Source organism: Streptomyces sp. NPDC053673 (assembly GCF_055585225.1).
The window spans coordinates 602,143-627,079 of sequence record NZ_JBVJKN010000001.1; the positions used below are offsets into that span (position 1 = coordinate 602,143).

A 24,937-nucleotide genomic window follows, 5' to 3' on the forward strand; every position below is an offset into this window, starting at 1 on the left:
ACCAGCCACGGACTTAGACCGGACATGGCCCTGCCAGCACCGTCTGGTCGTTGGTGCATGCTTCCCGCTTGGGCGGGTTGTCTGCGGCGAGCCCCAGCGCTTGTCGCCTCATCTCGTCCCGGGCATCCGCGACGGCGTCCGCGAGTACGTCGTCGAGGTTCCGCTGCGGCTGCCAGCCGGTGAAGGTCCTGAGTTTCGTGGTGTCGGGAACCCGGCGCTCCATGTCCTCGAACTCCGGTCCGTAAACCTCGCTGTAGGCGAGGTAGTGCACGGGCGAACTGCTCTCGGCGCACGAGATGATGCGCCGTGCCAGATCCAGAACGCTGATCTCTTCGTCGCTTCCGATGTTGAAGACCTGACCTACGGCATCCGGAAGATCGACCAGCGACAAGAGGGCTTCGACCACGTCTGCGACGTGGATGAAGCAGCGGCTCTGCTGCCCGGTGCCATATACGGAAATGGGTTCTCCCCGAACTGCCTGGCGGGCGAATCTTGGCACGACCATGCCATAGGCGGGGCTCTGCCGAGGACCGACCGTGTTGAAGAACCGCACGACGGTGGATCGCAGTCCGTATTCCCGCCGATACAGGTCGGCAAGGATCTCATCGACCGCCTTGGCGGTGCTGTAGGACCACCGCGGGACAGAGGGGCTTCCCAGAATGCGCTCGGCTGTTTCGCTCAGTGGTCCGGACGAGTTCTTGCCGTAGATCTCCGATGTGCTGGCGACGATCACTCTTCGGTCGTAGCGGTGAGCGGACCTGATGACCGTTTCGGTGCCTTTGGTGTTGATGAGGAAGGAGTTCAGCGGCTGCTCCATGATGAGTTTCACCCCAACGGCCGCTGCCAGATGCACTACACCATCGCATTCACGCACCAACTGGTCGACGAGCGATGCATCCAGCACGGAGCCGTGGACGAATTGGAAATGACTCTGCCTGCGCGCATCTGCAAGGTTCTCCAGGCATCCCGTGCTGAGGTCGTCGAGCGCAACGACCGGCTCACCGCGCGCCAGCAATGCATCGACGAGATGGGAGCCGATGAAGCCAGCTCCTCCGGTGACCAGGTATTGCGGACGTTCCATCACTCAGTCACTCCATGTTTGCTGGTGGGGCGATTGCCGGGGGCAAGTGCACCGGCAACGCACGGTAACGATAGCCGGAGACGGTGCAAATAAAATGAACGGAACCTGTAATTAGCCCGTTTGCGCGGCTCAGGCGCCGACATGAGGCCATTCGCCGGAGGAGTGTCACCCGAGAGGTGGACAGCGAGTCGCGTCGAGCATATGTCAGGCATATTCCTACGAAAGATTCTGCGTGGCCAGCAGAGAGGAGTTCGATTGTGCCGGCGGCAACAAAAAAGGTAGTGGTGGTCGGCCAGGGATACGTGGGCCTTCCACTCGCCGTTCGTGTCGTGGAAGCCGGGCACAACGTCGTGGGTCTCGACGTTGACGAGCTGCGCGTCAAACGTCTGGCCACAGGTGAGTCGTTCGCCGAGGACGTATCCTCAGCACGCCTACTGGCCGCCATCAACTCGGGCCGGTACGTCCTGAGCACCGATTACGCGGATGCCGCGGAGTTCGACGTATGTGTCATCACGGTTCCCACGCCTCTGAAGGACGGTGCTCCCGACCTCAGTTTCGTGGAGAGCGCTGCAAAAGAAGTCGCCCAGTATCTCCGCCCGAACGCCACGGTTATCCTTGAGTCAACCACGTATCCATGCACGACGGAGCACGTCGTGTGCCCGATTCTGGAGGCGGGTAGTAAGCTCAAGGCGGGTGAGGACTTTTTCCTGGGGTACAGTCCGGAAAGAATCGACCCGGGCAACAAGAGCTGGCGGCTGGAGAACACCCCCAAGGTGGTCTCCGGCGTGAGCGACGAGTCCCTGCGGCATGTCGAGCTGTTCTACCAGGACATCGTGGACCGTACTGTCCCCGTCACTTCACCACGCACGGCCGAGCTGACCAAGCTCCTGGAGAACACGTTCCGCCATGTCAACATCGCCCTCGTCAACGAGCTCGCGATGTTCTGCAAACCACTCGGCATCGACATCTGGGAAGCAATCGACGCAGCGTCGACCAAACCTTTCGGCTTCATGCGCTTTCTGCCTGGGCCCGGAGTCGGCGGACACTGTCTACCCATTGACCCTTCCTACCTCTCGTGGCAGGTCAAACAGGCGCTGCGGCACGACTTCCGCTTCGTGGCACTGGCCAACGACATCAACAGCCATATGCCCGACCATGTGGTACTGCGCGTCGCCAGAGGGCTCAACGCGCGCCGGAAGCCAGTCAATGGCAGCCAGGTACTGGTTCTCGGGCTCGCCTACAAAAGGAACGCCGGCGACATCCGGGAGTCTCCTTCCGTCGCCGTGGCTCTCGGGCTCCGACAAATGGGCGCTCACGTCCTCGCGGTGGAACCGCATGTCGACCCTCTCCAGCTCCCTGACGACATTCTGTGCGTCGAACTCACGGAGGAACAGGTCGCGGCAGCCGATGCCGTGGTCATTGCCACCGACCATGACGACTTCGACTACGCCATGGTGGAACGTGCCGCCGACTATGTGTTCGACGCCTGCAACCGGTGCCGCGCGGAGACCGTCGAGCGTCTCTGAGGCTCCCCATGCACTCAGTTGGGTCACAAAGAATCGAGCGCGCCTGCCGTGCGCCTCAAATGTCCCGAGACGCCCCTAGGTTGATTACACACTCACTCGCTCCGACTGGGGAATGACCTTGGATTTGCGCGACTACCTACGAGTCCTTTCCCGCCGCTGGCACGTCATTGCCCTTGTGACTCTGCTCGGGACGGCAGTAGGCATCCTGGCCAACGTCGTTGCCACTCCTGAGTACCGGGCAACCACCACGCTATTCGTGTCTCTCCAAGGTGACGCCGACACATCACAGCTCAATCAGGGCAACTCGTTCGCCCAGGCGAGAGTCCAGTCCTATGCCGGTGTAGCGGCGAGCCCGGAGGTTACTCGATCGGTCGTGAAGTCCCTCAGGCTTGATATGACGCCGGTCCAGCTGGCTTCGCGTATCTCGGCCGAGGCGCCGCTGAACACGGTGCTGGTCCGTCTGACCGTCACCGACACCCGTGCGGCACGAGCCGCGCGGATCAGCAACGCGGTCGCCACTCGCTTTGCCGACGTGATCAGGAAGCTGGAGCATCCTGAAGAAAAGACGGCCCCGTCTCCGGTGAGACTCACCGTGACCCACCCTGCCACTGTGCCGTCCGCGCCCTCGTCCCCGAACACCACACTCAATATGGTGCTCGGCCTGGCGGTGGGCCTGGCTCTCGGGCTGGGGCTGGGTGTCGCACTGGAGACGGTGGACACATCGATGCGTGATTCCAAAGCCCTGGCCGAGTGCCTGGCAGGGGCTGGGGGGCCCGCCGTGTTGTCCAGCATCGTGCAGGACCCGCGCGCCGCTCGGCAACCGGTCTCCCTGCGCGACGATACGCACAGCACTCGTGCGGAGGGGTTCCGGAAGCTTCGTGTCAATCTTCAGTTCGCGGAAGTGGACCAGCGGCCGAAGGTGATCGCCGTCACCAGTCCGCTGCCCCGTGAGGGCAAGAGCAGCGTGTCGGTCAACCTTGCTGCCACATTGGCCGAGGAGGGAGCAAAGGTATGCCTGATCGACTGCGACCTGCGCCGCCCTTCTATTGCTCGAGCCCTCGGCCTGGTCAGGGACGCCGGACTCACCACAGCCCTGGTGGGCCAGGCCGAACTGCACGAGGTACTTCAGTCGGCCGGTTCCTTCTCGGTGCTCACCAGCGGGGTGATCCCGCCCAACCCGACTCAGCTCCTCGGAAGCACCCATTTCGCTTCCTTGCTGCACACTCTCGCCGAGCAGTTCGACCATGTCGTGGTGGATACCGCCCCGGTGCTCCCCTTCGCAGACACCACGGCGATGGCAACCGCCATCGACGGCTATCTGCTCGTGGCGCGGGCCGGGCGGACCAGCCGGAGCCAGATCGTCGACGCCCTGCACGTCCTCGAACGCGTCAACGTCCCCGTTCTTGGAGCCGTCCTGAACGCGGCTCCGGCACGAGGGGAAGGCGAAGCATACGGTTATGCCTACAACTACCGGCCGAAGCAGGACATGGCGACCCGGTTCACCGAGCTCGTGTCGTCGATTCTGGCGGCAGTAGTCCCCCGCCGAGGGCCGGCCTCCAGGTAGCACGGACCCAATCACATCCTCGACACGACCACAGAACCAAACGGGGTGCCGACCGGTGTTGGCGGACCGGCGGCCCGACAAGAATCCGCCGGTGGCGTTGCGCCTTGGGAGCGAACGTGTGCGAGCCGGTCCGGCGGGATGCGTTGCGCTGGTAGCCCACTGTGTCAGGGTGAGGTCATGCGTTTCGCACTGGCGGTCCGTGCCGTGGCCGTGGCCTTGGTCAGTGGGATGTTCGTCCAGGCATGTGAGACGGGTGGCGGAGCCGGGGGGCGCGGCCGGGGCACGGACGGACGGGCCCCGGCCGGGATCGAGCAACTGCGGGCCGAGGTTATCGAGACCCTGCCTCATGACCCGAAGGCATTCACCCAGGGCCTGGAGATGACCGAAGACGGTGTGCTGTACGAGAGCACAGGCGTGGTTGGGCAGTCCTCGGTCCGGGCGGGACCGCTCGGCAGCTTTCCGGAAAACCGCGCCGAGTTGCCCCCTCCGTTGTTCGGCGAGGGGATCACCGTCATCGGTCGAACTCTCTGGCAGCTCACCTGGCGCAATGGCTTGGCGGTCGAACGGGATGCAAGGACGTTGGCCGAACTACGCCGGGTTCCTTACCTCGACGAGGGCTGGGGCCTGTGCCATCAGCGGCACCCTGACCGGCTGGTGATGAGCAACGGCTCCTCCCGGCTCACTTTCCGCAACCCCGCAACATTCGGGAAGACGGGGGAACTTGTCGTCACCGCTCATGGGCGGCCCGTAAGCCGGCTGAATGAGCTGGAATGTGTCGGCGACATCGTCTACGCCAACGTGTGGTCTTCGGACCTGATCATGCGGATCGATGCGAACACGGGCAGGGTCACCGGGGAAGTCGACGCCACGAGCCTCCTCACACCACAGGAGGGTGCCCGGGCCGATGTCTTGAACGGTATCGCGGCCGTCCCCGGGACCAGTCAGTTCCTCCTCACCGGCAAGTGGTGGCCCAAGATGTTCCGGGTCGCCTTCGTTCCCAGGTAGGTCGCTGCAGGCCATGCAGTGGTGACTCGGACCAGCTGTACCCCAAGTGCGGGGCACCGACTCGTGGTCGAGCACTTGGAACTCCAGCAGATGACGATCGAGGCTACGGGCACATGCGGCACCACCGTCCGCCGCACCGCACGAGCTGCGGTCCCCGAAGAAGAGCTGAGCGGGCGTCGCCAGCAGCTGCGGCCATCGCTCCAGAACCTCGTCCACCAGGCCAAGGGCGAGTACGGACGGCTCCTGTAGGGCGAGAACGGGGACGCCTTCATGGCCCTTCAGGCCCACCCCGGTGTGGGAGGGCCAGACCGTGTACGCGGCGGGCCACGGCGTAGCCACGTCCGGAGGCCCTTTGCGAAGGATCATGGAGGTGGGGCATGGGGTCGCCGAGGCCGATCGCATATATATGGAGTTGCCCAGGGAGCACACGAAGATGACCGTCGGCGATCTCATCGACCACTTGTCCGTCTACGACCGGAGCACTCCGCTGCGGCTGGCGATGAACCCGTTCTTCCCGATGGCGCATCGCCTCGAACAGGTCATCCAGGCCGTGGACGAGACCGGGCGGCCCGTTGTCCATCTGGCCGAGGGCCGGGACGCGGACACGCAGCTCGGGCATCTGCCGCCCGAGGCCACCGTCGCCCTGGCCTGGCAACCACACGGTGCTCGCCCGCAGACTCCAGGCATACCTGCGGTGGCGCAAAGCCAACGCCCGACACCCCGATGTGCTGGCAGCCCAACGCCGCGAACGCGCCAAAGTCCGCAGCGAACGCCAGCAACGCTGGGGTCGGCCACGAAGCCAAGCCGCGTGACCGATTCCGGCGGACGTTTGCGGTCAACGCACCAGCCGCTGGGCCTGGGCCAGTACTTCGATGAGACGTGTACGGACAACGTCCAACGCGGCGATCTTCTCCTCCACGTCGGTGAGCCTCCGAGCGATGACTCGTGCGCTCGCGGGACAGACGGGACCATCGGCGATGTCTTGATCGAGACAGGGAAGCAAGGCACGGACGTCGCTGGCAGTGAGGCCGATCGAGAGCAGCAGCCTGATGTTGACCACCTGGCCGACTGCTGTCTCGTCATACTCCCGATACCCGTTCGGCGCTCGCCGGGGGTGGAGCAGGCCCTGCTGTTCGTAATAGCGCAGTGCCCGAATGGTGGTGCCGGCCTCGTTCGCCAGCTCTCCGATCAGCATCGTTCCATCTTCACCCAGCCGCGCTCAGCCCTCCGTCGACGCGGATGATCGTACCGGTGAGGTAACCGGCTTCGGGGCGCGTCGCGTTCACGATCCACCAGGCGATCTCCTTGGGCTGAGCGATACGCCCGAGCGGGATTCGGGCCCGAAGCTCCTTGCCCGCCACGGCGATCTGCTCGTCCGAGAGCCCGGATTGGCTCAGCACCGGTGTCGCCGTTATCCCGGGGGCCACCGACAGAACGCGAATGCCGCGCTGCGCGAGCTCGACTGCCCACGTGTGGGTCAGGAAGTCCAGAGCCACCTTCGTGGATCCGTATATCGAGTTGTTCGGCCAGCCGTAGTGGGGCGGGTTGGATGTGATGTTGACGATGGTGCCACCGGCCTCCAGGTGCGGCAGAGCGTGCTGGGTGAGGAACACCGGGGCGAGAAGGTTCGTGGTGAGCTGTTCCTCGGCGACCTTCCGGTCGATCGCACCGAGCGGAGCAGGACGAGTGATCGCGGCATTGTTGACCAGGACATCGATGCGGCCGAACGCTTCCACCGCAGCGGCGACGATGTCGGCGGGGGCATTGGGCTCGGCGACGTCGACCACGAACGTTCGGATGCGCGGGTGTTCTCTGGCCGTCTGCGCCAAGCGTTCGCCAGTCCGGCCGACGATAAGAACCTCGGCCCCCTCAGCGGCGAACTGCTGGGCGGCCGCACGACCGATCCCGGTGCCTCCTCCGGTGATCAGCACTGCCCGGCCGTGAAGGGTATTTGTCTCTTCCATGCGCGAGACGCTAAGCCTTGACCCTAGCGTCAAGGTCAAGGTCAAGGACGGGAGACGACATCAGGCATCCACCCCGGCGAACGTTCGTGATCAATACACCTGGCGCCGTGCGAGGGCCAGCAGGGCGCCCAGCGCCAGGACCATCCAGGCCGTCAGGTAGGCGAAGGCGGCGGTCGGAGAGACCACGGTCCACAGGACGCCAGCGACTGTGGAGGCGGCGGGATTGCCCAGCGACTGGAACGTGGCGAGCATCCCGAATGCGGAGCCGCGCAGGTCCTTCGGGGTAAGCGCCGCGACCGCGGAGTGCTGGGCAGTCTCCACCGCGCCGATGCCGGCCCCGGCCAAGATGAAGGGCACAGTGAGGAACGCAATGGCGGCACCATTGACCACAACGGTTGAGTTGGGGTAAAGGCATCTGCGGTCGGCTATGCGTCTGTGGCCCGGAGGTCTGCCGCGGCAGCGCCGCGTCGGTGGGTATGGCGGTGAGGTGGCTGATGGGGGAGGCCCAAAGCAGCGCGGCGGGGAGCACGAGCAGAACTGGTACCCACCCGGCACCAGCCGCTCCTCGTCCGAATCCTCGGCGAGCGGAACGCGTTCTCGGAGGGTGCCGTAGACGGAGTGCGAGGACGCGTACACCAGCCGTGCGCCGCCGCGCCAGCACGCGTCGGCCAGCCGGAGCGGGCCGAGGGTGTTGGTCTCGTTATCGCGGCATCGACTCGCGCTCTGCTCCGGCCGCATTCCGAACGTCCTTGACACTCGCCCCGTGCCACCACCAAGGGCCACCGGACGAGCTACAGCCATCGTCATGAGAATCGCCGGTTTTGCTGACCGGCGATCCGCTGCTATGTTGCCGCGCCGCTTCGGCCCCTTGGATTCCTTGTTGAATCATGTGTGCCTCCTTCCTTTGAGGCGGAATGGGGGGGCCTGGGCCGGCTGACCCATGGCGGTGCGCAGTCGGCTCCCGGTCGACCGCCCTCGCTCCTGACCGCCGCCCAGGCCGCCAGAGTGACGGTGATCACGGACATCCTTCGGAGGGTGCTGCGTAGGCTTGTGCAGTCGTCGCGATGGGGTCCAGGAGGGCGGGCGAAGCTCTCCCGCAAGCGCCTGACGATGCGTCAGGAAAGTCGGCAAGTGGTCAGCATGAGTCCTGAAGAACCTGGGGAACGCTGCCCGAACATGCGACTCGTTGTAGGGTAGAAAAACCGCCCTTGACCTGCAATAACGCAGGCAGGGAGCCTATGTCCAGGAGTACCTCGATGATGCGTACGATGTTCAAGTCCAAGATCCACCGGGCCACCGTGACCCAGGCCGATCTCCACTACGTCGGCTCCGTCACCGTCGATGCCGAGCTGATGGAAGCCGCGGACCTGCTCCCCGGCGAGCTCGTCCACATCGTCGACATCGACAACGGAGCGCGCCTGGAGACGTACGTCATCGAAGGCGAACGCGGCTCCGGTGTCATCGGCATCAACGGTGCTGCCGCCCACCTCGTGCACCCTGGCGATCTGGTGATCCTCATCAGCTACGCCCAGGTCGACGACGCCGAGGCCCGCTCGCTGGTGCCCCGCGTCGTCCACGTCGACACCCGCAACCGCATCGTCGAGCTCGGCTCCGACCCGTCGCAGCCGGTGCCCGGCAGCGACACCGAGAGCAGCCCGCACGCCGTCCCGGCCACCGCAGGCCGGGCCTGAACGGACCGCACGCGCCTGAAGCAGACCCCGAGCTCCGGGACGACCGCGCCGCCGGGCGGCTGGAGGCGGCAGCTGAAGGAGAACCACCCGGGACTGTGACGACGCCGGACTCTCAGTCCCTCGGAATCCGTGTCCTCGGAATCCTCGGCCTGGGAATCCTCGGTCTGGGACTGGAGCTGCGACATCCCGTCGACGGTGACGCGTGGATCCGCCGCGCGTGGGCACCCGCAACGGAGGAACCTGGAGCCATAGGGCTCCATCGACTCCCGGGAGCTTTCTATGACCCATCCGCAGCCCCCTCCCGTACCGCCCATACCGACCCCGCCCCCGGACCCGCTGGGCCCGGGGCCGGGCCCGCCCCCCAGTCCTGTCCCGCCGCCGGAGCCGCCGCCCGGCCCCGCACCGGAACCGATCCCCGAGCCGCCGGGACCGACACCGGTACCGGAGCCGGAACCGTCGCCCGCTCCTCCCGGCTGACAGGATCCAGTGCCCGTCCCGGCACTAGGGCGTGTTGCGAAAGTCCCGCCTGGCCCGCGACGCCTGGCACGCGCTCCCCCGTAGCCCTTCGGGCACGGGAGGTGCTCGCACGCTGCGTTGTCGGACTCATCCATGTACGTCCAGTACGAGGGCGATCTGCCCCAGAGCTGCGCCTGGGAGGTGCCCCCACCGCCTTGCGATCGCACGCACCAGACGCCGCGGGCCCCGCCCTCCGGGCGGACGGCGCTACTTTCGCAACACGCCCTAGTCCGTGCGCACCTCCGACCGGTCGCCGCCCCAGAGCGTGTGGAACGAGCCGTCACGGTCGGTGCGCCGGTAGGTGTGGGCGCCGAAGAAGTCGCGCTGGCCCTGGGTCAGCGCCGCCGGCAGCCGCCGCGCACGCAGCGCGTCGTAGTACGACAGCGCGGCCGAGAAGCCGGGCGTCGGCACGCCCTGCCGCGCGGCTGCCGCCACCACCGCACGCCAGTCGTCCTGGGCCACTCCGATCTCCTCGGCGAACTGCTTGTCCGAGAGCAGGCTCGGCAGCTGGGGCTGCGCGTCGTACGCGGACCGGATGCGGTCGAGGAACGCGGCCCGGATGATGCACCCCGCACGCCAGATCGACGCGACGGCCCCCAGATCGATGTCCCAGTCGTAGGCAGCACTGCCGGCCTGGATCTGGTGGAAGCCCTGGGTGTACGACACGATCTTCGACGCGTACAGAGCCTGCTCTACCTGGCTCGCGAAGCGCGCCGCCTTCTCCTCGCCCAGCGGCTGAGGGGTGGGCCCGGGCAGGGCGTGCGAGGCGGCCCGCAGGTCCGCGTGCCCGGAGACCGAGCGGGCGAAGACCGCCTCCGCGATGCCGGAGACCGGAATCCCGAGGTCCAGGGCGATCTGCACGGTCCAGCGGCCGGTGCCCTTCTGCTCGGCCCGGTCGGCGACGACGTCGACGAACGGCTTGCCGGTCGCCGCGTCCGTGTGGGCCAGCACCTCGGCCGTGATCTCGATCAGATACGAATCCAGCCTGCCGGTGTTCCAGCCGCGGAAGGTCTCGGCGATCCTGGTGGGGGAGTAGCCCGCGACGTCGCGCAGCAGGTGGTACGCCTCCGCGATCAGCTGCATGTCCGCGTACTCGATGCCGTTGTGCACCATCTTCACGAAGTGGCCCGCGCCGTCCGGGCCGATGTGCGTGGTGCAGGGGGTGCCGTCCGAGGCCTTCGCGGCGATCTTCTCCAGCAGCGGGCCGAGCGAGCTGTACGACTCGGTTGAGCCGCCCGGCATGATGCTCGGCCCGTGCAGCGCACCCTCCTCACCGCCCGAGATACCCACGCCCACGAAGTGGATCCCGCGCTCGCGCAGTTCGCGTTCGCGGCGCCGGGTGTCGGCGAAGTGCGCGTTGCCGCCGTCGATGATGACGTCGCCGGGCTCCAGCAGCGGCGCGAACTCCTCGATAACCGCGTCCGTGGGATCGCCCGCCTTGACCATGATCACGAGGCGGCGCGGACGCTCCAGGGCCGCGACGAACTCCTCGGGGCTCTCGGCGGGGACGAAGGAACCCTCTTCGCCGAACGCCTCGACGAGCTCGCGTGTGCGGGTGGCGGTCCGGTTGTGCACGGCGACCGTGAAGCCGTTGCGCGCGAAATTGCGTGCGAGATTGCGGCCCATCACCGCGAGCCCGGTGACGCCGATCTGGGCGGTACCACTCATGCGTGTGCTCCTGGAGTCCGTCGGAAGTGCCCCTCCCCGTGGCCAGTATGAATACGGGTCACGGGACTGCGGCGTTCATGAGACCTCAAGTCGCTCGAGGGGCGCAGGATTCCCCGGTTCCGCCGAACGACGGCCCCCCTGTGCGCCGTGGCGCCTTGCGCACACCCTTGTCATGGCCTCTTCCGAGCCCATAGTTTTGTCCGCTGCTGATGCGTTCAATGGGGGGACTCATGGCCGTTCGCGGACGACACCGCCGATACCAGCCGAGCCGTATCAACCGGGCCTCGCTCACCGTCACGGCGGGTGGCGCGGGAATGGCCCTGCCGCTGATCGGGGCGGGCATGGCGAACGCCGCGTCCGTGGACGTCTGGGAGAAGGTCGCTGCCTGCGAGTCGACCGGCAACTGGCACATCAACACCGGCAACGGCTACTTCGGCGGCCTCCAGTTCAGCCAGTCCACCTGGGAGGGCTACGGCGGCACGGTTTATGCCGCGCGCGCCGACCTCGCCACCAAGGACCAGCAGATCGCCGTCGCCGAGAAGGTGCTCAAGGGGCAGGGACCGCGCGCATGGCCGGCCTGCTCCGTACGGGCGGAACTCACCCGAGGCGGAGACGCACCCGATGTCTCACCGGAGCGGCGGCGCGAGCCGCGATCCGGCGATAGCCGACAGGCCGGGGAGTCCGGTCAGGCCGGTCACGCCGGGGAGAGCGCGCGCAGTGGGCGCACCGTGCGGGCCGGGCATGTGGCGACGCCGACCACCGTCCCCACGCAGCGCGAGAGCTACACGGTGGCGCGCGGCGACTCGCTCTCGCGCATCGCGCGGTCCGAGCGGGTCAAGGGTGGCTGGCAGGCACTGTACGAAGCCAACCGCGAGGTCGTCGGCGACGACCCCGATCTCATCCATCCGGGCCAGCGGCTGGTGATCCGGGCCACGGCGTCCGCACCCGCGCGGCCGAAAAGTCCGCCGAAGAGCCCGCCGAAGGCTCAACCGCCCGAGGCCCGGCAGTCCGTCGCCGGGCCGCAGCAGCAGAAGCCGCAGGCGGCGAAGCCCAAGCCGAAGCCCAAGCCGAAGGCGTTGCCGAAGCAGGAGCAGCGGCACAAGGAACGGTCCGACCGGGCCGGACGCGCCGCCGGCTTCAGCGCGCCCGTCGCCGCGAGCACCGGGACCCCTTATGGCAAGGCCGGTTCGTCCTGGTCCAGCGGCTACCACACGGGCGTGGACTTCCCGGTGCCCACCGGGACCTCGGTGAAGGCCGTCGCCTCCGGCCGGGTTGTCTCGGCCGGCTGGGCGGGAGCGTACGGCTACCAGATCGTCATCCGGCACACGGACGGCAAGTACAGCCAGTACGCGCATCTGTCCGCGCTCAATGTGCGCGAGGGGCAGCAGGTCAACAGTGGCCAGCGGATCGCCCGCTCAGGATCCACCGGCAACAGCACCGGACCGCACCTCCACTTCGAGGTGCGTACGGGCCCGGGGTACGGCTCCGACATCGATCCGCTCGCGTACCTGCGCTCGGGGGGCGTCACGATCTGACGCCTCTGACGCCTCTGACGCCTCTGACGTCTGTGACGCCTGCGACCTCCGTGAGGCATACGGCGTATCCGGGGCAGGGGCCGCGGCCTGCCGTTCCGCGGTGAGCAGCGTCAGCCCGGCGGCCGCGGCGGTCGCGCACACCAGCGCCAGCACCGCGCCCGTCGCCCCGTACCGGAACCGCTCTCCGAGGAGCGCGATGCCGACCGCCGCGGCCACCACCGGATTGACGACGGTCACGGTCGCCAGCGGTGCGGTGAGCCCGGCGCCCCGGTAGGACGCCTGGGACAGCAGCAGCCCCGTCGCGCCGAGGCCCGCGATCACCAACAGACTCGGGACCGGGACCGCACCGCCGGGTGCGCCGCCGAGCCAGTCCGCCACGACGGTCTTGGTGAACACCGAAGCGACGCCGAAGGCGACCCCCGCGCCGCCGGCCAGCATCACGCCCCGTACGACGGCGCGGCGCACCCGCCGTGCGGCGACGAAGAAAGCGGCGATGGTGCCGAACGCCGCCGCGCTGAGCGCCGACCGGTCTCCGCCGCCGAGTTGTCCCGCACCTGCCCCGGGGTCCGCCGCACCCGTCAGTGCCAGCAGCCCGGCCAGACCCGCCGTGGCCATCAGCGCGCCGCGCCATGCCGTCGCCCCGGCACCGGCCCCGGCTCCCAGGGCCTGTCCGGTGGATCTTGCTGGGCTCGCGACGCCCTGCGACTCCGTCTCCTGCGTTGTCGTCAGTCGGCAGGGCTCCGCCATGTCTCCTTTCTCCGCCTTGGATCCGAAGCCGCACGACGCCGCTCGCTGATCCAGCCTGATCCCCCGGACAGGCCCTGCCGCGCCGCCGGCGAACAGCGCCGCCATCGGCAGGGCGAGCACGAGCGTGAGCGCGCCCAGCGGCTGCACCAGACTGAGCGGCCCGTACGCCAGCGCGAGCACGTGCAGCAGCGCCCCCAGCCCGTTGAGTGCGATCGCCACCCACCACACGGCGCTGTGCAACGGTGCGTAGGACCGGGCGGGGGTGCCGACGGCAACGCGCTCCTGCACGATCGCCCCGGCCGCGTAGGCGGCCGCGGAGACCAGGGACAGCAGCACGGACAGGGCGAGGGAGCTCATGGGCTCCACGATCTCCCCCGCGGGCTGCCCGCGTCGTCGTCCTTGAGCACACACTGGGTCGTACTGCCGACGGAGTACGGGAGTACAACCGCGGTCGTGGCCCCCGCGAATGACCTGATCAGATCCGGTCGAAGCGCACCTTTGCGGTGTCCAGGTCGAAGCGTGCCCCGGCCACGACGGCTCCCTCGAAGGCCGGGTCCGCGGCCAGGGTGTGGCGTATGCGCGCGACATTGGCCCGCACCGTGTTCTCCACCCAGTCGCCGGGCAGGTGCTGCGTCGCGCGCGCGGACGGTGCGATGTCATCGATCACCCGGGAAAGATGGCCGGTCGCCGGCCGGCCCGTCCGCACGTGGTCCACCGCCGCGGACACCGCCCCGCACCGCTCATGGCCGAGGACCAGCACCAGCGGGATGTGCAGCTCCTCCACTCCGTACTGGATGCTGCCGAGCACGGCCTCGTCCAGCGCCTGGCCCGCCGACCGTATGACCATGAGATCCCCGAGTCCCTGGTCGAAGACCAGCTCCGGCGGCACCCGTGAATCGATGCACCCGAGCACGACGGCGAAGGGGTGCTGCGCCACGGCGACCTCGCGGCGGCGCCCCGCGTCGTCGTGCGGGTGGCGCTGCCGCTCGGCGGCCCACCGTATGTTGCCCGCGCGCAGCAGGGCCAGGGCCTGGCCGGCGGTCGTGGGGCGTGGCGCGTGCGTTTCGCGGGGAGCCGTGGGCGTCGCGGCGCGGGCCGAAGGCAATGCCACGGTCATGGCCGCGGCCGTCATGCCGAGTACCGCTCGGCGGTTTCGAAGAGTCACATGGCAAGGTGACAGTGGACCGACAGCGGCCGTTCTGAATTTGATCGATCTTCTACCGGACTTTGACTGAAGCAGGGCGTGAGTGGATTTCGAACAGCTGGAATCGGTGGGCGGTTTCTTCGCCGTACGGCACGGGGAACCCGGCACCGGACATGTTCCCCTCGCCCGGCTGTACGCGGGAGACCTCGCCCCGCTCACCGCGCGCGTCGACCTGGTCGCGGCCCGGCTGCGCACCCCCGAACGCAGGGTCGCCGCCTCCCTCGCACAACTCGGGCTCGCCGCCCGGCTCTGGTCCACGGCACTGGGGGCCGCCGCGCTCCACGGCGAGTTCCCCGACCCGGCAGCCGCGACCCTGCACTGGGACCCGGCCCTCACCGCGCCCGACGATCTGCGCTGGACTCGGACACGGAGCCTCCCCGGCACGGTCGAGTCCATCCGTGCGGCCGTGCAGTACGGACATCTCGTCCCACTCGCCGAAGCCGTCCGCGGCGATGTCCGTATCTCGCCCCGGCTGCTCTGGGGCAACGCGGGCTCCGCGCTCGCCGGCGCCCTGCGCGAACTCGTCCGCTGGGCACACGCACAGGGCCGCCCCGAGGTGGCCGAGCGGGCCGCGGACCTCACGGCCGGACTCCTGAGCCACCCCGACCTGACCGGCACCGTACGCGGCCCGGCGCTGCGCCGGACCAGCTGCTGCCTCTACTACCGCTGCCCCGGGGGCGGACTGTGCGGCGACTGCGTCTTCGACCGCCCGCCGCAGCAGTAAGCGCTCGCCGTGGTCTTCCGCCCCGGCCCGGTCTGAGTGACCATCAAGACATGAGGGTGGGACTGCTCACACGCGAGTATCCGCCGGACGTCTACGGCGGCGCCGGAGTCCATGTGGAGTTCCTCGCCCGGGAGTTACGGGCACTGACCGACCTCGACGTGCACTGCTGGGGCGAAGGCGACGCCGACGGAGTGGTACGCCACACCGCACTCGCCGGACTCGACCGGGCCAATGACGCGCTGCGCACCTTCTCCGTCGATCTGTCGATGGCCGCCGCGCTGGAGGACCGCGAAGTCGTCCACTCCCACACCTGGTACGCGAACCTCGCCGGTCATCTCGCCAAGCTCCTCCACGGCATCCCGCACATCGTCACCTCCCACTCGCTGGAACCCCTGCGGCCCTGGAAGGCCGAGCAGCTCGGCGGCGGCTACGCCCTGTCCGGCTGGGCCGAGCGGACCGCGATCGAGGCGGCGGACGCCGTCATCGCCGTCTCACGAGGGATGCGCGCCGACATCCTGGACTGCTACCCCGCCCTCGACCCGGCCAAGGTCCGCGTCGTCCACAACGGCATCGACACCTCCCTCTACCGGCCCGACCCCGGCACGGACGTACTGCGTCGCATCGGCATCGACCCCGCCCGCCCGTACGTCCTCTTCGTCGGTCGTGTCACGCGCCAGAAGGGCGTCCCGCACCTGCTGCGCGCCGCCCGCGCGCTGGACCCCGGCGCCCAGCTCGTGCTCTGTGCCGGCGCACCCGACACCCCGGAGATCGGGGCCGAGTTCCGGGAGCTCGTCGACGAGCTCGGGAGGGCGCGCGACGGGGTGCACTGGATACCCGAGATGCTGCCGCGGGCCCAGGTCGTCCAGCTGCTCAGCCATGCGGCCGTGTTCGTCTGCCCCTCCGTCTACGAGCCCCTGGGGATCGTGAACCTGGAGGCGATGGCCTGCGGCACCGCGGTCGTGGCGTCCGCGGTCGGCGGCATCCCGGAAGTCGTCGAGGACGGCCTGACCGGATTGCTCGTGCCGTACGACTCCGGGCATCCGCAGGACTTCGAGACCGGGCTCACCGAAGCGCTGAACCGGGTGCTGGACGATCCCGCCACGGCACGGCGGATGGGCGAGGCCGGACGGGAGCGCGCGGTCCGCGGGTTCGGCTGGGACCGGGTGGCCCGGCGCACGTACGAGGTGTACGAGGAGACGCTCAAGTCGAACTGACGAACTGACGAACTGACGGCGCGAGCCGACGGCGTGAGGGGGCGCGATGCGCGGTGGATCTTCGGTACTCGGGATCGTTCTGGCGGGCGGGGAGGGCAAACGGCTGATGCCGCTCACCGCCGACCGGGCGAAACCGGCGGTCACCTTCGGCGGTACGTACCGGCTCGTCGACTTCGTCCTGTCCAACCTCGTCAACGGGGACGTCCTGCGGATCTGCGTACTGACCCAGTACAAGTCGCACTCCCTCGACCGCCATGTCACCACCACCTGGCGGATGTCCAGTCTGCTCGGCAACTACGTGACGCCCGTACCCGCACAGCAGCGCCTCGGCCCGCGCTGGTATCTCGGCAGCGCCGACGCCATCCTGCAGTCCCTCAACCTGGTCCACGACGAACAGCCCGACTACATCGCGGTGTTCGGTGCCGATCACGTCTACCGGATGGACCCGCGGCACATGCTCGAACAGCACATCGGGAGCGGGGCGGGCGTCACCGTCGCGGGGATCAGAGTGCCGCGCACGGACGCCTCGTCGTTCGGCATCATCACCCCCGCCGCCGACGGCACCCGGGTGGAACGCTTCCTGGAGAAGCCCGCCGATCCTCCGGGACTGCCCGGCGATCCCGGCCGGGTGTTCGCGTCCATGGGCAACTACCTCTTCACCACCAAGGTGCTGGTCGACGCCCTCCACCGGGATGCCGAGGACCCGCGCTCGGTGCACGACATGGGCGGATCGATCCTGCCGATGCTCACCGAGCGGGGAGTGGCGCAGCTCTACGACTTCGACGGCAACCACGTGCCGGGCGAGAGCGCGGCGGAACACGGCTACTGGCGCGATGTGGGCACGCTCGACTCGTACTACGAAGCCCATATGGATCTGATCGCGGAACGGCCCGTCTTCAGCCTGGAGAACCGCCGCTGGCCCATCTACACGCACTCGGGGCAGCTGCCGCCCGCGAGGTTCTGCGCGGGCGGGATCGCGAGCGAGTCGGTCGTCAGCCCCGGCTGTGTGATCCGCGGCCAGGTCACCCGGTCCGTGCTCTCACCGGGTGTGAGCGTCGAACCGGGAGCCGTCGTCCAGGGCTCGGTCCTGCACGACAACGTACGGATCGGGCGCGGCGCGGTGGTGCGAGGCGCCGTGCTCGACAAGAACGTCGACGTCCCGCCCGGCGCCACGATCGGCGTCAACCCGGAGCGGGACCAGGAGCTGTACACGGTGTCGAAGGGCGGAGTGATCGCCCTGGGGAAGGGGCAGCCGGTGCTGTGAACCGGGCCGCAGCGGCCGCCCCTTCGGCCCGCGTCAGCAGTCCAGGTAGGCCACGTGGATCCAGACACCGGTGCGGCCGCCCCACAGGTCGCCCATCACCCAGTTCCCCTCCTGTCCCCGCGCCTCGAACCCCTGTCCCTTGTCGACCTGGCCCAGCACGGGGTAGTCCGTGCCCGGGCCGCCGCGGTAGTTGACCCCGTTGTCGTTCACGAAGCACGTCTGCTGTGCCTGCTGCGAGGCAGCCTGGCGGGACTGCGCGGCTGCCGGCGCTGCCGTCGGCGCGGCGGATGCGGCCGCCGCGCCGGTCGTGGCGACGACGGCCCCGGTGGTGGCGACCGCCACGGCGATCCCCGTCAGCGCCTTCTTGAACCTGGCCATCTGCATGTCCGGTGTTCCTTCCTGGTCCGGCGATGTGGTGCCGCACCGGCCTTCCGCCGGATCCCCCGAAGGCCGGTGCGGCTTTCCCCTGCGTGATCCACGATCTGCCAGAAGTGCCTCACGGTGTACCTGACGTATGTCAGGGCGGGCCTCGGACACCCCACTCTCACGGACCCTCAGCGCGAGTACTCCGCCAGGTGCTTCATCACCTCGTCCACATACGGCCGGGTGCGGGCCGGGACACCGCGCTCCTCCACGACCACGCGGGCGCTCGTGCGGTACCCGGCGGCGATCAGCGCCGGCAGATCCCGGTGCAGACCGTGCTGCTTGAACTGGTTGTCGAGATAGCAGAGATACGGTCCCATCGTGGCAATGGCGTCCGGCGCCGACATGTAGTCCTTGCGGCCGTCCCCGTCGCCGTCCAGGGACCAGGGCCCGAAGACCTCCGGCGTCCACATCGCGATGCCGTGCTCCCTGATGCGGATGCCGTTGCTGGTCCTGACACGGCTCGCATCGGGGTCGAAGCCGCTCTCCGCCTTGAGCATCGCGGCGATCAGCGCCGGGGTGACCTCCCGCTGGGCGCAGCGCATCGCGGCATTGACGATGTGCGGGCGCAGTGCCTGTGGGACGTCGGAGCGGTCCGGCAGCGCACCGGCGGGCGCTCCGCTCCGGACGGACGCCGTGCTGCCGTTCGCCCCCGTCGCGCCGCCGTCAGCCCCCGTTCCGGTGGCCAGTACCACCGCCGTGCCGGCCGCGGCGGCGAGCAAGGTCGAGCCGACGGCCAGCAGGACCGCCGAGCGCCGGCGCCGTACCGCACCCGCGTCGTGGCACAGCAGCCTCACCCGCCCGGCCAGTTGGCCGGCGGTGAGCCGGGCGCGGGAGGCGTGGTCCGGGCGCAGGCACTCGGTGATCAGCTGCCGCCAGCCCTCGGGCACGCTCTCGTCGAGACGAAGCCGGGCGCCGCCCCGCGCATACGTCTGGGCGGCCAGCGCACGCGCCCGCGCGGTGGCGCCCGGGAAGGGGTGCTGTCCGCCCGTGAGCGCCTGATGGGCCAGTACTCCGAACGCCCACACGTCCGCCGTGGGTCGCAGCTTCGTACCCCGGCAGCCGGTGCGCTCGGACCACCACTCGGGCGGTACGTGGTCGAGTGAGCCGAGCGGGAGCACGTAGGCGTGGGTGCCCTCCAGCTCGGCGGTGAGGCCGAAGTCGGCGAGCCAGACCGCACCGCCGGGCCCCAGCAGCACATTGGCGGGCTTCAGGTCGCCGTGCACCCGGCCGCGCGCATGGAGGTGTGCGAGACCCGAGGCCACTCCGTCGAGCACCTGGCGCGCCACGGCCGCCGGGACGCCCGTCGCATCGGCGAGCAGATCCTGCACACTGCGCTCCGCCCGGTCCATGACCAGCGCCGTCAGGCCGTCCAGCTCAGGGCGGTCCGGGTCGCGGACCGTGAGGACCGTGTGGGTCCGTACGAGATGCGGATGGTCCGCCTCCAGCGCGAACCGCACCTCGCGCCTGACCAGCTCGTCCATCGAGGTTCGCTGGCCGGGGGTGAGCAGATCGGTGCGCAGGAACTTGATCGCGGCGGGGTGGCCGTCGGCCGTGCGCTCGGCGGCGTACACGCTGCCCCAACTGCCCGCGCCCACGGGTTCGGTCACTGTCCACGGCCCGACCCGGTAGCCGGGGGAGATGCTGATGGAGGGCATGCTGCCGCGAGCCATCCCGTGCGCCTTTCGCGTCGCTCCTGCCGTTGCTGCTGTCGGTCGCCGGGGCCCGGACAGGCTCCTAGGTCCTGTCCGGGCCCCGGGTGCTGTCCGGTCTTCCGGGCGTCGGCGCGAGCAGCGCGAGGTGCTCCTCGCGGACGAGATCGAAGCGGAGCGCGAACGCCACCAACTCGTCCCGCTTGCCGCCCACGGTTCCCTCCGGCTCCTCGGTCCCGTCGCGCAGCCGCAGCTTCACCGAGGTGAGGTAGTCGATGTGATAGTTCACGGCGGACCGCGTCAGGCTCCGGCAGGCCGCCAGCGGACGCAGCCGCTCCAGGACCTCGCCGACACCCGGCACGGCTCCGCTGGAGGCGCGGCGCAGCCGTGGCTCGCACAGGGCGAGCAGCACCAGGAAGTACTTCGACGTCGGATCGAGGGTGAACGGGCTCATCGTCGGCTCGCCTATGCGCGGCAGCGGCTCCCCGTCCAGATACGTGTGTTCCGGTGCGAAGACCTTGAAGGACGCCTCCGTGTCCCTGGCCGGCAGCACCACACGTGAGAATTCGAACGGAATGGGCGCCCCGAGTCTGCCGGGTGCGACCTTGACGTGCTCTCCGGCGCCTTCGAGATTCTCGACGACGTAGGTCACCGTCCGGCTGAAATTCGACAGTCGCCAATAGTCCTCGGCAGCAGTGATCTGCCCGGCCCGGCGCGACACTCCGGGATCGTCCAAGGCCACGGGCACCGGGGTGTCCGGCGCGCCGCGACCGAATTCCGCCGTGTTTCCCGGACCGAGGCGCAGCAGCCGGGGGCTGTCCTGCCTGTTTCCCGGGCGCCTGTCCTGAGGTCCGCCCCGCCGCACTTCCTGGCGTTCCGGTAATTGCACGATGACGGTGTCCATACTTCGCCTCCCCCGCATCAGGCACCGCCATTCTAATACCGCGGCCGTTACTCCCGTGCCATCTGTCGCGACGGAGGGTAACGGTTCGCTCGTCCCGGGCGTCCGGCAAGAGGCGCGGTTTGGCATCCGGACTCCCGGCTGGCGTAAAGTTCCGCTTTTGGAAACTTCACGCGGGACATGCGCGACACGCGCGACACAGGGAACGGAACGGCAGCGGCGATGACGGTGACACAGGACGGCCCCGTTCAGGAGAGCGGGCCGGACGAGGAGTACGGGCCGGGCATCGACCCGGAGCGCCTGGCCGTCTGCCTGAGCGTTCTCGAAGAACTCGACCGGCTCGAGGTCGACCACCCGGACGCGATCACGGTCCGCCGGGCGACCGCCGGGATCTACCGGACCGTGAAGCAGCGCCGCCGCCAGGAGCGCCGGGCCGCCAAGACCGCCCACGACAAGTCCGTCACCGAGGCCACCGCCACCGGCTCCGCCGAGCGCATCGACGACGAGACCCAGGGCCTGCTGCCCTCCTCGTCCGTGGCCGGCGAGATCGCGGGCATACTCCAGCGCCCCCGGTCCTGCTACATCTGCAAGACCCGGTACGTCGAGGTGGACGCCTTCTACCACCAGCTGTGCCAGAAGTGCGCCGCCGAGAACCGGGCCCGCCGTGACGCCCGCACCGACCTGACCGGCAGGCGGGCACTTCTCACCGGTGGCCGCGCCAAGATCGGTATGTACATCGCGCTGCGGCTGCTGCGCGACGGCGCCCACACCACGATCACCACCCGCTTCCCCAACGACGCGATCCGCCGCTTCAAGGCGATGCCGGACAGCGACGAGTGGATCCACCGCCTCAAGATCGTCGGCATCGATCTGCGCGACCCGGCGCAGGTCGTCGCGCTCGCCGACTCGGTCGCCGCCGAGGGCCCGCTGGACATCCTGATCAACAACGCCGCGCAGACCGTACGCCGCTCCCCGCAGGCGTACAGCGAGCTGGTCGGGGCCGAGGGCGCCCCGCTGCCCGCGGGCGAGCTGCCCTCCGCCGAGGTGATCGGCACCTTCGGCAGCGGCAGCGTCGACCGGGTGGCCGCGCTGCCCGCCGCCCGCTCCGGTGAGTCCGACGTGCTGAGCGCCCAGGACGTCACCGAGCTGGCGCTGGTCTCCGGCTCGGCGTCGCTCGCCCGGATCGAGGCGGGCACCGCCATCGACGCCGGCGGTCTCGTTCCCGATCTGCACGACACCAACAGCTGGATCCAGACGGTCTCCGAGGTCGACCCGGTCGAGCTGCTCGAAGTGCAGCTGTGCAACTCCACCGCGCCGTTCATCCTCATCAGCCGGCTGCGCCCGGCGATGGCCGCGTCGTCCGCCAAGCGCAAGTACGTCGTGAACGTCTCCGCCATGGAGGGCGTCTTCAGCCGCGGCTACAAGGGCGCGGGACATCCGCACACCAACATGGCCAAGGCCGCGCTGAACATGCTGACCCGTACCAGTGCGCAGGAGATGTTCGAGGCCGACGGCATCCTGATGACCGCAGTCGACACCGGCTGGATCACCGACGAGCGCCCGCACCCGGACAAGATCCGGCTGGCCGCGGAGGGCTTCCACGCCCCGCTCGACCTGGTCGACGGCGCGGCCCGGGTCTACGACCCGATCGTGCGCGGCGAGGACGGCGAGGACCTCTTCGGCTGCTTCCTCAAGGACTACGCGCCGGCGAACTGGTAACCCGGCCCTCACCCGAACAGCCGCAACCCCCGGGCGCACAGGGCCGTCCGGGGGTTTGCTGTACCCGATGGGCCGTCATCTCCGCACGCTTTCCGGTAAAGAAACACCCAATGTGACGTTCCCCATCGAGCGCAGGGGCGCTCATTTGGTTACCCTGGAGCCCACGGACGGCCACCAAGGGCCCACGAAACCCCTCGGCCGCCCTGGGACAGGCCCGCATCACGGCCGCGATCCCGCCTGGAAACGGCGCCACCGCGACCGGAATGCCCATGTCCCCCTGTTACGCGACACAGAGGAGTGCGCGGTGACAACTGAAGTGACGAAGCAGGACCAGCGGCCGGCGCCACGCAGCGAACGGGCCGGGCGGCCCGACGAGCTCGGCAGCCTCGAGGTCTGGGCCAGGTCCGCGCCGATCCGGCTCGCCGGATACGAGGACGACCTCGAGGAGCCGCACATCCTGCCCGGCGTCGACTGACGCCGGTCGCTGGATCATGTACCCCCTGGCCATGACGGGCCGGGGGGTACGACACGTTTCGCACCCCTGTTGCGTCGCTTTCACACCCGTTCGGCCGTCACATCGGTCGTGCTCAGCCGCGTCGGCGGCAGGAAGTCCCGCAGATAGCGCCGCTGCCACCAGGCGCCCGTGGCGCGCAACTGCCGCCAGGTGGTGTACTCGTAGTGGTAGAGCCGGGCGCGGATGTACAGCGGCGGGGTGTCGGGAAACGGATTGCGGCGCAGCAGCCGGATCGTGTCGCGGTCGTTGTCGAGCAGCCGTTCGACGAAGCCGCCGAACCACGGGCGGGCGTACGCGGGGGAGAGTGCCGCGAACCACATCAGCCAGTCGAGGCGCAGATGGTACGGGGCGAACTGGCGCGGCAATCGCCGGATGTCTCCCGGTTTGCCGTGGAACTCGTACTCCCGCCACACCGTGCCGGGGCGCAGTACCCGCTCGTCCGTGCCCTCGACGACGACCTCGAACCGGACCCGCCCGACCGTGCCGAACGCACCGTACGTGTTCACCAGGTGCAGCGGGTCGAAGGAGCGGTTCATCGTCTGGTGCCGGGAGAGCAGATTGCGGACCGGGCGGTAGCTGAGGGCCAGCACGAGCACGGTCACCGCGATCACCAGGGCCTCGTACCAGAGGGGCGGCCCGGGGAGCGGATGTGGCCCGGCGAACGGGGAAACGTCGACGGCGGACAGCGCCAGCGTGATCGTCAACCAGTTCAGCCAGGAGAAATTGCCGGACAGGACCAGCCACAGCTGGGTCGCGATGATCAGCCCGGCCGCCGCGCTCGCGATCGGCTGAGGGGTGAACAGCAGGACGGGGATCAGAAGTTGCGTGACATGGTTGGCGCCGGCCTCCACCCGGTGCAGCGGCCCCGGCAGATGGTGGAAGAACCAGCTCAGCGGTCCCGGCATCGGCTGGGTCTCATGGTGGAAGTAGAGGCAGGTCAGCCGCCGCCAGCACTCGTCGCCGCGGATCTTGATCAGCCCGGCGCCGAACTCCACCCGGAAGAGCAGCCAGCGCAGCAGCCACAGCACCAGCACAGGTGGTGCCGCACGCTCGTTCCCCAGGAAGATCGCGAGGAATCCCGTCTCCAGCAGCAGTGACTCCCAGCCGAAGGCGTACCAGGTCTGTCCCACATTGACGATCGACAGATACAGCGCCCACAGCACCGCCCACCACAGCATCGCGGTCCACAGCGGCAGCCGATCGGCCGCACCGCCGACCAGAGCGGCCGCGAGTACCGCCCCGGCCCAGGCGCAGCAGGCGAAGAACCGGTCCGAGTAGTGCAGTTGGAAGATGCTCGGTGCCCGCCGCAGGGGTACGAACCGTACGTACGCGGGCACCGGCAGCATGCCGCGCTCACCGATCAGGGCACGGAACTGGAGGGCGGCACCGAGAAAGCCGACGAGATAGATCACGGCGAGCGCCCGCTGGAAGACCAGTCTGCTCAGCCAGTAGTCGGGTGCCGTGAACCACTCCATCGCGTTCCTCCGGTACCTCCAGTATCGGCCTCGGCCGCGATCCGTCGCAGTACGGCACCGAGCCGGCGTGCGTACAGCCGCTGCAGCACCGGTACGAGGGGTCCTGCGAGCCGCGAGTACCAGCGGGCCGGCCTGCTGAAGGCCAGCACGGTGAACCAGACCGAACCGTCGTCCCGGAGCTCCACCGTGAAGGACTCCTCGCCGCTCTCCGGATGACCCGCCAGGGTGCCGTACGCGAAGCCGGTGCGGTCCGGCTCGTACTCCGTCCAGATCACCCGGCAGGGCGCCCTGAACCGCAGCGGGCCGATGCCGAGCGACACCTCGACGGCGGTGCCCGGCTCGGCGTGCGGGGAGGCCGCCCGTACCCGCGCGCCCGTGGCGCGATGCATCCGCCAGGTGGTGACCGCCGTACCGGCGGCCTCGAAGACGGCGCGGCCGCGGCCGATGCGGGTGCGGTGGTGGAGGTGGTTGTAGCCGTCCGGGAGCGGGCCGAGGCGGGTGGCGCCGGTCTCCCGGTAGTTCGGGACTGCTTCGGTGGTGCGCATGGGGC

Annotated in this window: 23 protein-coding genes and 2 pseudogenes; 12 read left to right on the plus strand and 13 right to left on the minus strand. The window is 69.1% G+C overall.

Going from position 1 to position 24,937, the window contains the following annotated elements:
- Window positions 1–13: 13 nt before the first annotated feature.
- Window positions 14–1,081, minus strand: coding sequence for an NAD-dependent epimerase/dehydratase family protein (locus ACZ6ZQ_RS02700; RefSeq protein ID WP_469766715.1), 1,068 nt, complete (start codon window positions 1,079–1,081; stop codon window positions 14–16).
- 254 nt (window positions 1,082–1,335) lie between these two features.
- Here ACZ6ZQ_RS02700 and ACZ6ZQ_RS02705 point away from each other — a divergent pair, with 254 nt between their 5' ends.
- The 5 genes and pseudogenes from ACZ6ZQ_RS02705 to ACZ6ZQ_RS02725 all read left to right on the plus strand — a co-directional run.
- A complete protein-coding gene (locus tag ACZ6ZQ_RS02705) occupies window positions 1,336–2,607 on the plus strand; it encodes a nucleotide sugar dehydrogenase (protein WP_469766820.1) in 1,272 nt (423 codons plus the stop codon).
- 118 nt (window positions 2,608–2,725) lie between these two features.
- Window positions 2,726–4,171 carry a tyrosine-protein kinase domain-containing protein gene (locus tag ACZ6ZQ_RS02710; RefSeq protein ID WP_469766716.1) on the plus strand — a complete coding sequence of 482 codons (1,446 nt, stop codon included), beginning with the start codon at window positions 2,726–2,728 and terminating at the stop codon, window positions 4,169–4,171.
- 228 nt (window positions 4,172–4,399) lie between these two features.
- Window positions 4,400–5,176 (plus strand): glutaminyl-peptide cyclotransferase, encoded by a 777-nt coding sequence (locus tag ACZ6ZQ_RS02715; RefSeq protein WP_469766717.1) that lies wholly within the window; start codon window positions 4,400–4,402, stop codon window positions 5,174–5,176.
- 63 nt (window positions 5,177–5,239) lie between these two features.
- Window positions 5,240–5,425 (plus strand): hypothetical protein, encoded by a 186-nt coding sequence (locus tag ACZ6ZQ_RS02720; protein WP_469766718.1) that lies wholly within the window; start codon window positions 5,240–5,242, stop codon window positions 5,423–5,425.
- A 184-nt stretch (window positions 5,426–5,609) separates the two neighbouring features.
- Window positions 5,610–5,858: pseudogene (locus ACZ6ZQ_RS02725) on the plus strand (hypothetical protein); the annotation flags it as partial.
- A 153-nt stretch (window positions 5,859–6,011) separates the two neighbouring features.
- On the opposite strand, the gene ACZ6ZQ_RS02730 reads toward ACZ6ZQ_RS02725, so the two are convergent.
- The 4 genes and pseudogenes from ACZ6ZQ_RS02730 to ACZ6ZQ_RS02745 all read right to left on the minus strand — a co-directional run.
- Window positions 6,012–6,371 (minus strand): MerR family transcriptional regulator, encoded by a 360-nt coding sequence (locus ACZ6ZQ_RS02730; protein WP_469766719.1) that lies wholly within the window; start codon window positions 6,369–6,371, stop codon window positions 6,012–6,014.
- 10 nt (window positions 6,372–6,381) lie between these two features.
- On the minus strand, window positions 6,382–7,107 hold the full coding sequence (locus tag ACZ6ZQ_RS02735) for an SDR family NAD(P)-dependent oxidoreductase (protein ID WP_469766720.1): 726 nt from the start codon (window positions 7,105–7,107) through the stop codon (window positions 6,382–6,384).
- A gap of 123 nt (window positions 7,108–7,230) precedes the next feature.
- Window positions 7,231–7,497, minus strand: coding sequence for a hypothetical protein (locus ACZ6ZQ_RS02740; protein ID WP_469766824.1), 267 nt, complete (start codon window positions 7,495–7,497; stop codon window positions 7,231–7,233).
- Window positions 7,498–7,707: 210 nt separating this feature from the next.
- Window positions 7,708–7,947, minus strand: a pseudogene (locus tag ACZ6ZQ_RS02745) (NAD-dependent epimerase/dehydratase family protein); the annotation flags it as partial.
- 449 nt (window positions 7,948–8,396) lie between these two features.
- Here ACZ6ZQ_RS02745 and panD point away from each other — a divergent pair.
- On the plus strand, window positions 8,397–8,831 hold the full coding sequence (gene panD, locus ACZ6ZQ_RS02750) for an aspartate 1-decarboxylase (RefSeq protein ID WP_469766721.1): 435 nt from the start codon (window positions 8,397–8,399) through the stop codon (window positions 8,829–8,831).
- A 741-nt stretch (window positions 8,832–9,572) separates the two neighbouring features.
- Here panD and gndA read toward each other — a convergent pair.
- Window positions 9,573–11,015: an NADP-dependent phosphogluconate dehydrogenase gene (gndA, locus tag ACZ6ZQ_RS02755; protein WP_469766722.1), complete on the minus strand. Its 1,443-nt coding sequence runs from the start codon at window positions 11,013–11,015 to the stop codon at window positions 9,573–9,575.
- A gap of 230 nt (window positions 11,016–11,245) precedes the next feature.
- Between gndA and ACZ6ZQ_RS02760 the strand changes: the two genes are divergently transcribed.
- Window positions 11,246–12,550 (plus strand): peptidoglycan DD-metalloendopeptidase family protein, encoded by a 1,305-nt coding sequence (locus ACZ6ZQ_RS02760; RefSeq protein ID WP_469766723.1) that lies wholly within the window; start codon window positions 11,246–11,248, stop codon window positions 12,548–12,550.
- On the opposite strand, the gene ACZ6ZQ_RS02765 is transcribed toward ACZ6ZQ_RS02760, so the two are convergent.
- Both ACZ6ZQ_RS02765 and ACZ6ZQ_RS02770 read right to left on the minus strand, forming a co-directional pair.
- On the minus strand, window positions 12,431–13,654 hold the full coding sequence (locus tag ACZ6ZQ_RS02765; protein ID WP_469766724.1) for a DMT family transporter: 1,224 nt from the start codon (window positions 13,652–13,654) through the stop codon (window positions 12,431–12,433). The genes ACZ6ZQ_RS02760 and ACZ6ZQ_RS02765 overlap by 120 nt on opposite strands.
- Window positions 13,655–13,772: 118 nt before the next feature.
- Window positions 13,773–14,414, minus strand: a complete 642-nt coding sequence (locus tag ACZ6ZQ_RS02770; RefSeq protein ID WP_469766725.1) for a carbonic anhydrase — start codon at window positions 14,412–14,414, stop codon at window positions 13,773–13,775.
- A gap of 130 nt (window positions 14,415–14,544) precedes the next feature.
- Between ACZ6ZQ_RS02770 and ACZ6ZQ_RS02775 the strand changes: the two genes are divergently transcribed.
- From ACZ6ZQ_RS02775 to glgC, 3 genes are read left to right on the plus strand one after another with little or no spacing between them, the layout of a single operon-like run.
- The gene (locus ACZ6ZQ_RS02775; protein WP_469766726.1) at window positions 14,545–15,225 is read left to right on the plus strand and encodes a (2Fe-2S)-binding protein; all 681 of its coding nucleotides are present in this window, start codon (window positions 14,545–14,547) and stop codon (window positions 15,223–15,225) included.
- 50 nt (window positions 15,226–15,275) lie between these two features.
- Window positions 15,276–16,439 (plus strand): glycogen synthase, encoded by a 1,164-nt coding sequence (gene glgA, locus ACZ6ZQ_RS02780; RefSeq protein ID WP_469766727.1) that lies wholly within the window; start codon window positions 15,276–15,278, stop codon window positions 16,437–16,439.
- Between the two features lie 46 nt (window positions 16,440–16,485).
- On the plus strand, window positions 16,486–17,703 hold the full coding sequence (gene glgC, locus ACZ6ZQ_RS02785) for a glucose-1-phosphate adenylyltransferase (RefSeq protein WP_469766728.1): 1,218 nt from the start codon (window positions 16,486–16,488) through the stop codon (window positions 17,701–17,703).
- Between the two features lie 33 nt (window positions 17,704–17,736).
- On the opposite strand, the gene ACZ6ZQ_RS02790 is transcribed toward glgC, so the two are convergent.
- From ACZ6ZQ_RS02790 to ACZ6ZQ_RS02800, 3 genes are all read right to left on the minus strand, one after another.
- Window positions 17,737–18,087: an SH3 domain-containing protein gene (locus ACZ6ZQ_RS02790; protein WP_469766729.1), complete on the minus strand. Its 351-nt coding sequence runs from the start codon at window positions 18,085–18,087 to the stop codon at window positions 17,737–17,739.
- Between the two features lie 170 nt (window positions 18,088–18,257).
- Window positions 18,258–19,799 (minus strand): protein kinase domain-containing protein, encoded by a 1,542-nt coding sequence (locus tag ACZ6ZQ_RS02795; protein WP_469766730.1) that lies wholly within the window; start codon window positions 19,797–19,799, stop codon window positions 18,258–18,260.
- 64 nt (window positions 19,800–19,863) lie between these two features.
- Window positions 19,864–20,682 (minus strand): serine/threonine protein kinase, encoded by an 819-nt coding sequence (locus ACZ6ZQ_RS02800; RefSeq protein ID WP_469766731.1) that lies wholly within the window; start codon window positions 20,680–20,682, stop codon window positions 19,864–19,866.
- 219 nt (window positions 20,683–20,901) lie between these two features.
- Here ACZ6ZQ_RS02800 and ACZ6ZQ_RS02805 point away from each other — a divergent pair, with 219 nt between their 5' ends.
- Both ACZ6ZQ_RS02805 and ACZ6ZQ_RS02810 read left to right on the plus strand, forming a co-directional pair.
- Complete coding sequence (locus ACZ6ZQ_RS02805) at window positions 20,902–22,398, plus strand: SDR family NAD(P)-dependent oxidoreductase (protein ID WP_469766732.1); 1,497 nt, start codon at window positions 20,902–20,904, stop codon at window positions 22,396–22,398.
- Window positions 22,399–22,702: 304 nt separating this feature from the next.
- Entirely contained in the window at window positions 22,703–22,873 is a 171-nt protein-coding gene (locus ACZ6ZQ_RS02810) for a hypothetical protein (protein ID WP_469766733.1), read from the plus strand.
- 80 nt (window positions 22,874–22,953) lie between these two features.
- Here ACZ6ZQ_RS02810 and ACZ6ZQ_RS02815 read toward each other — a convergent pair whose 3' ends face one another.
- Together ACZ6ZQ_RS02815 and ACZ6ZQ_RS02820 are read right to left on the minus strand one after the other, a co-directional pair.
- Entirely contained in the window at window positions 22,954–24,387 is a 1,434-nt protein-coding gene (locus tag ACZ6ZQ_RS02815) for a lipase maturation factor family protein (protein ID WP_469766734.1), read from the minus strand.
- Window positions 24,354–24,932 carry a DUF1990 family protein gene (locus ACZ6ZQ_RS02820; protein ID WP_469766735.1) on the minus strand — a complete coding sequence of 193 codons (579 nt, stop codon included), beginning with the start codon at window positions 24,930–24,932 and terminating at the stop codon, window positions 24,354–24,356. The genes ACZ6ZQ_RS02815 and ACZ6ZQ_RS02820 overlap by 34 nt, the downstream gene beginning before the upstream one ends.
- Window positions 24,933–24,937: the final 5 nt, after the last annotated feature.